This window comes from Streptomyces sp. NBC_01426, assembly GCF_036231985.1.
In the GTDB taxonomy this organism is placed as follows: Bacteria; Actinomycetota; Actinomycetes; order Streptomycetales; family Streptomycetaceae; genus Streptomyces.
On sequence record NZ_CP109500.1, the window covers coordinates 4,765,736 to 4,777,831 of the forward strand.

Annotated in this window: 9 protein-coding genes; 8 read left to right on the forward strand and 1 reads right to left on the reverse strand. The window is 73.2% G+C overall.

Going from position 1 to position 12,096, the window contains the following annotated elements; all coding sequences use genetic code 11:
• Positions 1-61: 61 nt before the first annotated feature.
• Entirely contained in the window at positions 62-1,402 is a 1,341-nt protein-coding gene (gene murA / locus OG906_RS21090) for a UDP-N-acetylglucosamine 1-carboxyvinyltransferase (RefSeq protein ID WP_053679376.1), read from the reverse strand.
• 263 nt (positions 1,403-1,665) lie between these two features.
• Between murA and OG906_RS21095 the strand changes: the two genes are divergently transcribed.
• The 8 genes from OG906_RS21095 (at position 1,666) to OG906_RS21130 (ending at position 12,096) form a co-directional block, all read left to right on the forward strand.
• Positions 1,666-2,226: a YqgE/AlgH family protein gene (locus OG906_RS21095; protein WP_267802598.1), complete on the forward strand. Its 561-nt coding sequence runs from the start codon at positions 1,666-1,668 to the stop codon at positions 2,224-2,226.
• Between the two features lie 29 nt (positions 2,227-2,255).
• Positions 2,256-2,540, forward strand: coding sequence for a DUF3039 domain-containing protein (locus OG906_RS21100; protein ID WP_053679372.1), 285 nt, complete (start codon positions 2,256-2,258; stop codon positions 2,538-2,540).
• A gap of 166 nt (positions 2,541-2,706) precedes the next feature.
• Positions 2,707-4,353: a beta-N-acetylhexosaminidase gene (locus tag OG906_RS21105; protein ID WP_329444882.1), complete on the forward strand. Its 1,647-nt coding sequence runs from the start codon at positions 2,707-2,709 to the stop codon at positions 4,351-4,353.
• Between the two features lie 235 nt (positions 4,354-4,588).
• Positions 4,589-5,518: an FAD binding domain-containing protein gene (locus OG906_RS21110; protein WP_053679371.1), complete on the forward strand. Its 930-nt coding sequence runs from the start codon at positions 4,589-4,591 to the stop codon at positions 5,516-5,518.
• Positions 5,515-7,581: a (2Fe-2S)-binding protein gene (locus tag OG906_RS21115; protein WP_329444884.1), complete on the forward strand. Its 2,067-nt coding sequence runs from the start codon at positions 5,515-5,517 to the stop codon at positions 7,579-7,581. Before OG906_RS21110 ends, OG906_RS21115 begins: the two co-directional genes overlap by 4 nt.
• The gene (locus OG906_RS21120; RefSeq protein ID WP_329444886.1) at positions 7,578-9,914 is read left to right on the forward strand and encodes a xanthine dehydrogenase family protein molybdopterin-binding subunit; all 2,337 of its coding nucleotides are present in this window, start codon (positions 7,578-7,580) and stop codon (positions 9,912-9,914) included. Before OG906_RS21115 ends, OG906_RS21120 begins: the two co-directional genes overlap by 4 nt.
• A 254-nt stretch (positions 9,915-10,168) precedes the next feature.
• The gene (locus tag OG906_RS21125; protein ID WP_267826191.1) at positions 10,169-10,633 is read left to right on the forward strand and encodes a DUF2563 family protein; all 465 of its coding nucleotides are present in this window, start codon (positions 10,169-10,171) and stop codon (positions 10,631-10,633) included.
• Positions 10,633-12,096, forward strand: coding sequence for a WXG100 family type VII secretion target (locus OG906_RS21130; protein WP_329444888.1), 1,464 nt, complete (start codon positions 10,633-10,635; stop codon positions 12,094-12,096). The genes OG906_RS21125 and OG906_RS21130 overlap by 1 nt, the downstream gene beginning before the upstream one ends.

Sequence of the window (12,096 nt, forward strand, 5' to 3'; positions counted from 1 at the left end):
CACCGGGGTGGCCGCCCTTCGGCCTGTCCAGGGCCCCCTGAGGGGCCCTGGGGCGCTTCTGTCAGACCAGGTCGCCGTTGGGGAGCTCGACCTTGGCTCCCAGCTCCATGAGCTTCTCCATGAAGTTCTCGTAGCCGCGGTTGATCAGGTCGATGCCGTGGACGCGCGAGGTGCCCTCGGCGGCCAGCGCCGCGATCAGGTACGAGAACCCGCCGCGCAGGTCGGGGATGACCAGGTCGGCGCCCTGCAGCTTGGTGGGGCCGGAGACGACCGCCGAGTGCAGGAAGTTGCGCTGGCCGAAACGGCAGGCCGAACCGCCCAGGCACTCGCGGTACAGCTGGATGTGAGCACCCATCTGGTTCAGCGCCGAGGTGAAACCGAGCCGGGACTCGTAGACCGTCTCGTGGACGATCGACAGGCCCGAGGCCTGCGTCAGGGCCACGACCAGGGGCTGCTGCCAGTCGGTCTGGAAGCCCGGGTGGACGTCCGTCTCCAGCGCGATGGCCTTCAGCGGGCCGCCCGGGTGCCAGAAGCGGATGCCCTCGTCGTCGATCTCGAAGGCACCGCCGACCCGCCGGAAGGTGTTCAGGAAGGTCATCATCGAGCGCTGCTGCGCTCCGCGGACGTAGATGTTGCCGCGGGTCGCCAGGGCCGCGGAAGCCCACGAGGCGGCCTCCAGGCGGTCCGGGAGCGCCTTGTGGTTGTAGCCGGTGAGCTCGTCCACACCGGTGATCCGGATGGTCCGGTCGGTGTCGACGGAGATGATCGCGCCCATCTTCTGCAGGACGCAGATGAGGTCTTCGATCTCGGGCTCGACGGCCGCGTTGCTCAGTTCGGTGACGCCCTCGGCCAGCACGGCCGTCAGCAGCACCTGTTCGGTCGAACCGACGGACGGGTACGGCAGCCGGATCTTGCAGCCGCGCAGACGCTGCGGGGCCTCCAGGTACTGGCCGCCCTCGCGCTTCTCGATCGTCGCGCCGAACTGGCGGAGCACGTCGAAGTGGAAGTCGATCGGCCGGCCGCCGATGTCGCAGCCGCCGAGGCCGGGGATGAAGGCGTGGCCGAGACGGTGCAGCAGCGGACCGCAGAACAGGATCGGGATCCGGGAGGACCCCGCGTGGGCGTCGATGTCGGCGACGTTCGCGCTCTCGACGTACGTGGGGTCGAGGACCAGTTCGCCCGGCTCCTCGCCGGGGCGGACGGTCACCCCGTGGAGCTGGAGCAGACCGCGCACGACCCGGACGTCACGGATGTCGGGAACGTTGCGCAGCCGGCTGGGGGTGCTGCCGAGCAGAGCGGCCACCATGGCCTTCGGCACGAGGTTCTTCGCGCCGCGGACACGGATCTCGCCCTCGAGCGGGGTACCGCCGTGGACAAGCAGGACATCGTCAGTGCCGGTCATGGATCTCGCGTTCCGGAGTGGGGTGGGCGGGGGGCCAGTGAAAAGGGTAAGGGTCGCCACCCCCTTGTTTGTATGGCTGACGTGGCCGTAGGACTGTCATGAATTCGGCACAACACACTCTGTTGCCCCATCGTGGCGGAGTGTCGCGTTCCGGGTCCTTTCGGGAAGCGCGCTCCTTTCTGCCGCCGTGCGCCCTGAGCTGCGCGTGATCCGATGACTCCGCCGGCTCCCCCCGAAGGCCGAATGTGCGAGATCATGTCGGCATGACCGAGGTGTCCTCCCTCACAGGGCGGTTGCTCGTGGCCACCCCCGCCCTCGCGGACCCGAATTTCGACCGCGCGGTGGTGCTGTTGCTCGACCACGACGAGCAGGGTTCGCTCGGCGTCGTCCTCAACCGGCCGACGCCGGTGGGCGTCGTCGACATCCTGATGCCCTGGGCGCCGCTGGCCGGCGCCCCCGGTGTGGTGTTCCAAGGCGGGCCGGTGGGCCTGGACTCGGCCCTCGGCATCGCGGTGATCCCCGGCGAGGAGGGGCCGCTGGGGTGGCGGCGGGTGCACGGGGCGATCGGCCTGGTCGACCTGGAGGCGCCCCCCGAACTGCTGGCCGCCGCACTCGGCGGCCTGCGCATCTTCGCCGGTTACTCCGGATGGGGCCCCGGCCAATTGGAGGACGAGCTGGGCGGCGGGGCCTGGTACGTCGTGGACTCCGAACCGGGCGACATCTCCTTCCCTGACCCCGAACGGCTGTGGAGGGCGGTGCTCCGCCGCCAGCGCAGCGAGCTGGCGATGATCGCCACCTATCCGGACGACCCGTCGCTCAACTGAGCCGCGCGGGGGTCGGTACCCTGGCTTTCATGAGCACTCTTGAGCCCGAGCGCGGGACTGGTACGGGGACCCTCGTAGAGCCGACGCCGCAGGTGTCCCACGGCGACGGCGACCACGAGCGCTTCGCCCACTACGTCCAGAAGGACAAGATCATGGAGAGCGCGCTCGGCGGTACGCCCGTCGTCGCCCTCTGCGGCAAGGTCTGGGTCCCGGGACGGGACCCGAAGAAGTACCCCGTCTGTCCCATGTGCAAGGAGATCTACGAATCCATGGGCGCCGGCGGCGACAAGGACAAGGGCGGCAAGGACAAGTAGTCCGGGCCGTTCGTCCCGCACCACGCAGGACCGAGGTCCCCGGTCGCACCGCTGTGCGCCGGGGACCTTTTGCGCACCCGGGAGGAGGGCTAGGGTCGGCCGGGTAAGCGACATGTGAAACGCGCGTTGCGCATGGCGCAACGGCATGTCCGTGGAGGCCCCGCCCATGCCCGACCTGATCCCGGAGCCGCGGTACGCGCGCTTCCCGACCGACGACGTGTGCGAGCTGACCGACCCGCTGCTCGTGGCGCCCCCCGGCACGGAGGGCGCCGCCCGCCGGCTGCGCGCCGAACTCGGCGCGGCCACCGGCTGGGAGCTGCCCGCGCCGGTCGCGGGCGCCGCGGACGCCGGTCGTACGGTGATCCGGCTCGCGCTGCGCCCCGACATCGCCCGCGCCGGCGCCGAGTCGTACGAGGTGCACGTCACCCGCGACTTGGTCCTCCTCGAAGGCGGCGACCCGGCGGGCCTCTACTGGGCGGTGCAGACGCTGCGGCAGTTGCTCGGCCCCGACGCGTACCGGCGCGCACCCGCGGCGCCCGGCCGCGGCTGGCGCCTGCCGGTCGGCGACCTCGCCGACGGCCCCCGCTTCGGCTGGCGCGGCCTGATGCTCGACGTCGCCCGGCACTTCATGCCCAAGGACGGGGTGCTGCGCTACATCGACCTGCTCGCCGCGCACAAGCTGAACGTGCTGCACCTGCACCTGACGGACGACCAGGGCTGGCGCGTCGAGATCCGGCGGTACCCGCGGCTCACCGAGGTGGGCGCGTGGCGCCCGCGCAGCCGCTGGGGGCACCGGGCGTCACCGCTGTGGAACGAGACCCCGCACGGCGGCTTCTACAGCCGGGACGACATCCGCGAGATCGTCGCGTACGCCGCCGAACGGCACGTGCGGGTCGTGCCCGAGATCGACGTGCCGGGCCATTCGCAGGCCGCCATCGCCGCGTACCCCGAACTGGGCAACACCGACGTCGTGGACACCGCGGCGCTCGGGGTCTGGGACGACTGGGGGATCTGCGAGAACGTGCTGGCCCCCACCGAGGACGTACTGTGGTTCTACGAGGGCGTCTTCGAGGAACTGCTGGAACTGTTCCCGGCGGAGGTCTCGCCCTTCGTGCACGTGGGCGGCGACGAGTGCCCCAAGGCGCAGTGGCGCGCCTCCCGGGCCGCGCAGGCCAGGATCCGGGAACTGGGCGTGGACGGGGAGGACGGGCTCCAGGCCTGGTTCATCCGGCACTTCGACGGCTGGCTCGCCGAACGCGGTCGCCGGCTGATCGGCTGGGACGAGATCCTGGAAGGCGGCCTGGCACCGGGCGCCGCGGTGTCCTCCTGGCGCGGGTACGCGGGCGGCATCGCCGCCGCCGAGGCCGGCCACGACGTGGTGATGTGCCCCGAACAGCAGGTGTACCTGGACCACCGTCAGGCACCGGGCGAGGACGAGCCGATGCCGATCGGGTACGTCCGCTCGCTCGCCGACGTGTACCGGTTCGAGCCGCTGCCGCCGAAGTTGTCGCCGGAGGCGGCCGCCCACGTGCTGGGCGCGCAGGCCAACGTGTGGACCGAGGTGACGGAAAACCAGAGCCGGGTCGACTACCAGGTGTTCCCGCGCCTGGCCGCCTTCGCCGAGGTGGTCTGGTCCCACCTGCCGGAGCCCGCGGAACGGGACTGGGCGGGGTTCGAGGCGCGCATGGCGACGCACTACGCGCGGCTGGACGCCCTCGGGGTCGACTACCGGCCGCCCGGCGGGCCGTTGCCCCGGCAGCGCCGCCCCGGGGTGCTCGGGCGTCCGATCGAGGGCGAGCCCCCGATCGTGTGACTCAGGCAACCGACGCATCGTTTGAAGTCCTTTGGAACTCTTTCCCGATTTAGGTCGATACGGTCACAAGTGCGCGGTGCCGGCGGGCCGGACCCCGGCGCCGCGCGTCCGGCCGACCCTCGCGCCGGGCGGTGCGGAACATGTGCCAGAGTTGCCACGTCCCGGCGGTGAGGACGTACCGTACGGCGGACAGGCGTGAGCGCCGGGACCGGGACATCGGGAAGGGGCAGCCGGGTTGACCACGCACGCACCGCACTCACCGCATTCATCTCAGGGGCCTCAGGGCCCCCGGGCGGCGCAGTCCGTGACGCTGCCGACCTCGCTCGACGAGGCCGTGGCGGCGCTCACCGCCATGCCCGCGGCCGTGCCCGTCGCCGGCGGCACCGACCTGATGGCGGCCGTCAACGCCGGACTGCTGCGGCCCGCCGCGCTGGTCGGCCTCGGCCGGATCAACGAGATCCGCGGCTGGCAGTACCAGGACGGCCACGCCCTGCTCGGCGCCGGCCTCACCCACGCCCGGATGGGCAGGCCCGACTTCGCCGCCCTGATCCCCGCGCTGGCCGCCGCCGCCCGCGCCGCCGGACCGCCGCAGATCCGCAACGCGGGCACCCTCGGCGGGAACATCGCCACGGCCGCCCCCACGGGCGACGCCCTGCCCGTCCTGGCGGCGCTGGAGGCGGTGCTGATCATCGTCGGCCCGCCCGCGCTCGGCGACTCCGGGGTGTCCCGGCGGGAGATCCCGGTCTCCCACCTGCTGGCCGGCCGCGAGATGCTCCGCCCGGGCGAACTGATCGGGTTCGTACGGGTCCCCCTGCTGCACGCGCCGCAGGTGTTCCTGAAGGCCACGGGACGCACGGGCCCCGGGCGCGCGGTCGCCTCCGCGGGACTCGTGCTGGACCCCGCGCGCCGCGGAGTGCGCTGCGCCATCGGCGCGGTCGCCCCGATGCCCCTGCGGCCGCTGGAGGCCGAACAGTGGGTGGCCTCGTTGATCGACTGGGACGGGGACCGCAGCCTGGCGCCCGAGGCGCTGGAGGCCTTCGGCGAGTACGTCGCCGCGGCCTGCGTGCCCGACCAGGGAGAACCGGTGGCCGCCGGAGTGCTGCACCTGCGGCGGACGGTGGCCGTGCTGGCACGGAGGGCCCTGGGGAGGGCACTGAGCACATGAGTGAGAACGAGAACGTGAGCGGAACGACCGGGGGCGCCGGTCACGCGCCCGCCGGCTGGGGCTGGGAGCCGGTGCCGCACGGCGGCGAAATGGACTCCGACGCCACGGCCTTCGTGAAGCTGCCGCAGGAGATGCTGGACGCGCTCGACAACCGGGAGCCGCTGGCGGCCCCCGGGCACGGGTACGTGCCGCCGCCGATGATCGTGCCGTTGGGCTCCGGCTCCGCCGACCCCTCGGCCACCGGGACCTGGACGATGCCGGTCCAGTGGCCCGAGGCGGGTACCGGCGCGGCGGGCCAGGACGGTTCCGTACAGGGTTCCGCGCCGGGTTCCGCGGCCGGCCAGGCGCCCGCGCGGGGGCCGATCCCGGCCTCGATCCCGCTGCCCGCGTCCGTGGCCGCCGTCTTCGGCGCGACCGGCCAGGACCAGGCGCAGGCGGATCCCGCCGAGACACCCGTGAATCCCGACCCCTCCGACACCGCCGAATGGCGGTTCCCCGACGCGACGCGGCCCGGCGACGGCCGGGACACCGGCCAGTGGACCCTGCCCGGCGGCGCGCCCGCCGGCGACTGGAGCCAGGCCCCCGCGACCCTGCCGGGCGGTGCGGCCGCCCCCTGGGCGACGCCCGCGTACGACGCCTCGCTGAGCTCGGGCGTGCTCCCGGGCGCGTTCCAGGGCGAGGACGAGGGAGCCGCGCGGCACGCCACCGGCCCGGTCGGCGGCCCTCCCGGGCGCGGCCCCAGGGTGCTGGGCGGCCCCGGCGTGGGCACCCCGCTCCCCGACCCGGAGCCGGTGAACCACCCGACCCCGGACATCGACGCCGCCCACGGCCCGGCGCGGACGCCGGTCGAGGGCGAACGACCGCGCCCCGCGGGCACGGAGGCCGGCCCGGGCGACGGACACGGCTTCACACGAACCGACCGGCCCGCCGCCGAGCCGGAGCCCACCGACGGGCGCGGCTTCGCCGTGGACTCGGGCGGCTACGCCACGGACGGGCGCGGGTTCGCGGTGGATGCGGGGGGCTACGCCACGGACGGCCGCGGGTTCGCGGTGGACGACCGGGCCGGTTTCGGTACCGACGGGCGCGGGTTCGCGGTGGACCGGGACGGGTTGGCCACCGACGGGCGCGGGTTCGCGGTGGAGCGGGACGGGTTCGCCACCGACGGGCGCGGCTTCGAGACGGACGGGCAGGGTTTCGCCACCGACGGGCGCGGCTTCGCCGTGGTCGGGCCCGAGCCCGAGCCCGGGGTGGGGCGCGTGGACGCCCCGGCCGGGCCGGAGGCCACCGACGGGCACGGGCTCGTGTTCGTCGAACCCGAGCAGGAGCCCGCCGACGGCCCCGCCGAAGCCACCGCGCCGGACGTACCGGTCGAGGGCGCCGCGGACAGCGCCGACGCGCTCCCGGACGCGGGCGACCCCGCGGGTGTCCCGCTCGCGGAGACGACGTACGAGGAAGAGAACGCGGGGGCCGTCGCCCATCACGAGCACCCGCTGGCGTCCTACGTCCTGCGCGTCAACGGGGCCGACCGTCCCGTCACCGGCGCCTGGATCGGCGAGTCGCTGCTGTACGTGCTGCGCGAGCGGCTCGGCCTCGCCGGCGCCAAGGACGGGTGCTCGCAGGGCGAGTGCGGGGCCTGCGCCGTGCAGGTGGACGGCCGGCTCGTCGCGTCCTGCCTGGTGCCCGCCGCGACGGCCGCGTCCAGCGAGGTCCGGACCGTCGAGGGGCTCGCCACGGACGGGGAACTCTCCGACGTACAGGAAGCGTTGTGCAGGTCGGGCGGGGTGCAGTGCGGGTTCTGCATCCCCGGTATGGCCATGACCATCCATGACCTGCTGGAAGGCAACCACGCGCCGAGCGAGCTGGAGACGCGCCAGGCGCTCTGCGGCAACCTCTGCCGCTGCTCCGGCTACAAGGGCGTCATCGAGGCCGTCCGCGAGGTCGTGTCCGAGCGCGAGGCGACCGCCGCCGGCGACTCCGGTACCGGCACCGGTACCGAGCCGCGCATCCCGCACCAGGCGCCGCCCGGCGAGGGCGGCATCCACCCCAACGGAGGCACGGCGTGAGCGGGCAGGACGCGGCCACCGCGACGAGCACGGCCACCGTGACGACGACCCCGGGCCCCGGCGGGGAGGAGGGGCAGGAACCGCTGCGCGGCATCGGAGCCTCCGTCCCGTCCGCGGACGCCCGGGCCAAGACCGGCGGCACGTTCCCCTACGCCGCCGACCTGTGGGCCGAAGGCCTGCTGTGGGCGGCCGTGCTGCGCGCCCCGCACGCGCACGCCCGCATCCTCTCCGTCGACACCACGGCCGCCGCCGCCATGCCGGGCGTCCGCGCCGTCGTCACCCACGCCGACGTCCCCGGCGCCACCACCCACGGCCGCCGCATCGCCGACCGGCCCGTCTTCGCCCACGACATCGTCCGCCACCACGGCGAGCCCATCGCCGCCGTGGCCGCCGACCACCCCGACACCGCCCGCCTCGCGGCCGCCGCCATCGCCGTCGAGTACGAGCCGCTCGACGCGATCACCGACCCCGAGCAGGCGTTCGGCGCCCCCGCCCTGCACCCCGACGGCAACCTGATCCGGCACATCCCGCTGCGCTACGGCGACCCCGACGCGACCGGCGAGGTCGTCGTCGAGGGCCTGTACCGCATCGGCCGCCAGGACCCGGCGCCCATCGGCGCCGAGGCCGGACTGGCCGTACCGCGCCCCGACGGCGGCGTGGAGATCTACACCGCCTCCACCGACCCGCACACCGACCGCGACCTGGCCGCCGCCTGCTTCGGGCTGGAGCCCGACCGGGTACGGATCGTCGTCACCGGAGTCCCCGGCGCGACCGCCGACCGCGAGGACCCCGCCTTCCAACTGCCGCTCGGCCTGCTGGCCCTGCGCACCGGCTGCCCCGTCAAACTGGCCGCCACCCGCGAGGAGTCCTTCCTCGGCCACGCCCACCGACACCCGACGCTCCTGCGCTACCGCCACCACGCGGACGCGGAGGGCCGGCTGGTCAAGGTCGAGGCACAGATCCTGATGGACGCGGGCGCGTACGCCGACTCGTCCTCGGAATCGCTGGCCGCCGCCGTGGCCTTCGCGTGCGGCCCGTACGTCGTCCCGCACGCCTTCGTCGAAGGCTGGGCGGTACGCACGAACAACCCGCCGTCGGGTCACGTGCGCGGCGAGGGCGCCATGCAGGTGTGCGCCGCCTACGAAGGCCAGATGGACAAGCTCGCCGCCGCCCTCGGCATCGACGGCGCCGAGCTGCGCATGCGCAACGTCCTGGCCACCGGCGACCTCCTGCCCACCGGCCAGACGGTGACCTGCCCCGCGCCGGTCGCCGAACTCCTGCGCGCGGTACGCGACTACCCGCTGCCGTCCCTCCCGAAGGACACCCCCGAGGACGAGTGGCTGCTGCCCGGCGGCCCGGAAGGCGCCGGCGAACCGGGCGCGGTCCGGCGCGGCGTCGGGTACGGCGTCGGCATGGTCCACATGCTCGGCGCGGAGGGCACCGACGAGGTCTCCACCGCCACCGTGAAGATCGTGGACGGCGCGGCCACCGTCATCTGCGCGGCCGTCGACACCGGCCAGGGCTTCTCCACGCTCGCCCGACAGATCGTCCAGGAGGTCCTGGGCGTCGACGAGGTCGTGACGGCCCCCGTCGACACCGACCAGCCGCCCGCCGGGCCGGCCGCGCACGGGCGCCACACGTGGGTGTCGGGCGGGGCCGTCGAACGCGCGGCGAAGATGGTCCGTACCCAGCTCCTCCAGCCGATGGCCCACAAGTTGGGCATGTCCACCGAACTGCTCCAGATCACGGACGGCCGGATCACGTCGTACGACGGGGCGTTCTCCACCACCGTCGCCGAGGCGATAGAGGGCAAGGAACTCTGGGCCACGGCCCAGTGCCGCCCCCACCCCACCGAACCCCTGGACGCCGACGGCCAGGGCGACGCCTTCGTCGGGCTCGCGTTCTGCGCGATCCGGGCGGTGGTCGACGTGGACATCGAGCTGGGCTCCGTACGCGTCGTCGAACTCGCGGTCGCCCAGGACGTCGGCCGCGTCCTCAACCCCCGCCAGCTCGAAGCCCGCATCGAGGCGGGCGTCACCCAGGGCGTGGGCGCGGCCCTGACGGAGAACCTCCGCTCGATCGGGGGAGTCATCCGCCACCCCGACCTCACGGGCTACGCCCTGCCCACCGCGCTGGACGCACCGACGGTCCACATCGTCAAACTCGTCGAGGAACGCGACGTGGTGGCCCCGTTCGGGGCCAAGGCGGCGAGCGCCGTCCCCGTGGTGACGACCCCGGCGGCCGTGGCCTCGGCCGTCCGCTCCGCCACCGGACGCCCGGTCAACAGGCTCCCGATCCGGCCATCCGCGGCGGTTGCGGCGCCCAACTCCTGACCGTACGAAGCCCATTGCACGTGCAACCCCAGGGTGGGGGCTGTCGGCACCGGTCGCTAGAGTGAGCCGGAGATACTGGGCACGCGAGGGTGCGCGCGCGGGTACGCACGCGGGTGCGCACGGGCGGGTACGAGCGCTTGCGAACGCGTGCGAGTACGTGTGCGTGCGCATGCGTGCAGACGCGTGCGAACAGGGGACGGGGAGCGGTGCCGGCACCGCTCCCGCGGGGACAACGGGGAGTCGGGGAGGCCGACGTGGCATTGGACTACGGGCAGGGTGTGCCGGGACCGTACATCGGAGGACCCCCGCCGGTGGCGGCGATGCGCATCGAGTACGAGACGCTGAACGGCTACAAGAACCTGGTCGACGACCTCCTCGAAAAGCTCGACGGCTCGGCGGCGGCGGACAAGAAGCTGGCCGACGGAACGCTGCCGGCCGGTGCGCTCGGGCAAGGTTTCCCGGCGGCCGCCCAACTCCAGACCGCCTACACGACGGTGCACGAACAGCTGATGAACCTGTCGCAGGGGCTGTCGGCCCAGATCGAGGGCCTGGGCATCGCGATCCGAACGGCGGGCAAGGGCTTCGCGGGCATCGACGAGGAGACCCGCCGCAGGATGGCCGCGATCTCGGCGAAGGCACACGAGGACTACGTCCCGGAACGGGACCCGCTGTACAAGGCGCCGGCCGGTGGCAAGGACTATCCGGGCGGGGGCAACTGATGTCTGACTTCGAGGGCTACACGCTCGAACAACTGATGGCGATGACCGCGAACTTCAGCCCCGAGACGGTGCAGGCGCGGGGTACGGCGTTGATCCAAGCCGCCGGGGAGATCAAGTCGATCGGGGAGACTCTCAAGTCGCACAAGGTATCCGGCTGGGAGGGCGAGGCCGCGACGGCCTTCCAGGAATGGGTGAGCCAGGCGGGCAGCGCGACGCTCCGCCTGAGCGAGTACAGCGCCACCGGCGGCAAGTACATGGTCGAGGCCGGGCAGACCATGCGCGAGGTTCGGGAGGCCATGCCGAAGCAGGGCGAGGTCGATGCGGAGAAGGCCAACGTCGCGGCGGCCAAGGAATTCCACAACGACCCGGACGCGCAGCCGGTCGGCCGGGCGTCCAGGCGAAAGCTGGACCTGCATCACATGGCCGCCGTCCAGCAGTTGGACAAGCTGACCACCTCGTACAAGCAGTCGGCGTACCAGATGAACACGGCGGAGATCCCGACGTTCCCGCCACCGCCGGCGAACTTTGTTCCACAGGGTGACAACGGGTCAAGAATCATCGAGCGCCCTGGGGGCGGGTCTGGAACCACCGACGACTCGGACGGTTCATTCCATGGTCCACAGGCTGCTTCGGGTGTCTCATCCAGCGAGCCTGATGTCCTGACCGCGCGCTCGCCGGAGTCGAACGACACTCCTGTCGTGCCCGCGACCACAGGGCTGGCGGTCGCCCCTGTTTCAGCGATTCCGGACCGGGATCTCAACCTGGATCTCAACCACGTCGGCACGCTGCCGGACAAGGCTTTGCCTCAGGCCCCAGTTGGTGCAGGACCGGTAGGACCTGGCGGCACCACTGTCACACCTGGTGGGGCTATTCCGCCTGTGCCGCTTCCGCCGGTGACCGTGGTGAAGCCCGGCGGTGGTCTTGGCCCCGTGGGCGGCGGGATGTTCCCCGGCACAGGCGGCCTCACGGGCAAGGCCGGTGCTGTTGCAGGGCTTCCTCCGCGAGACACGGGGATCGTCGGGGGTCGGCCGATCTCTGGCGGCGGCCCCAGTGCCGGTATCCCGCGCGGCACGGTCATCGGCGCGGAAGGCGGCCAGACGGCCGGACGCGGCATGATGGGCGGTGGTATGGGTGGCGGCGCCGGCGGGCCTCACGGAGCATCAGGCGGATCAGCGGTTGGCCGCCGACTTGCCACGGAGCCCGGCGGTGTCGTCGGTGGGCGCCCACCGGTGTCGGGCGGTCGCTCAGTCAGCAGTGGTCAGTCGTTCACGCAAGGCGGCTCGGGGCTCGTGCGCGGTGTGGCGGGGGCCGGGCCGGTCGGCGCGATGGGACATGGTGCTGCGGGCGCTCACGGCCCGAGCAAGCGGCGCGATGGACAGGGGGGCGAACGCCCCGACTACCTGGCCGAGGACGAAGAGACCTGGCAGGTCAACCGTCGTGTTGTACCGCCGGTGATCGACTGA

Excerpts from the sequence above, each read along its gene's own strand:
- murA (WP_053679376.1), bottom strand. The coding sequence starts at position 1,402 with ATGACCGGCACTGACGATGTCCTGCTTGTCCACGGCGGTACCCCGCTC.
- OG906_RS21095 (WP_267802598.1), top strand. The coding sequence starts at position 1,666 with ATGACCGAGGTGTCCTCCCTCACAGGGCGGTTGCTCGTGGCCACCCCC.
- OG906_RS21100 (WP_053679372.1), top strand. The coding sequence starts at position 2,256 with ATGAGCACTCTTGAGCCCGAGCGCGGGACTGGTACGGGGACCCTCGTA.
- OG906_RS21105 (WP_329444882.1), top strand. The coding sequence starts at position 2,707 with ATGCCCGACCTGATCCCGGAGCCGCGGTACGCGCGCTTCCCGACCGAC.
- OG906_RS21115 (WP_329444884.1), top strand. The coding sequence starts at position 5,515 with ATGAGTGAGAACGAGAACGTGAGCGGAACGACCGGGGGCGCCGGTCAC.
- OG906_RS21130 (WP_329444888.1), top strand. The coding sequence starts at position 10,633 with ATGTCTGACTTCGAGGGCTACACGCTCGAACAACTGATGGCGATGACC.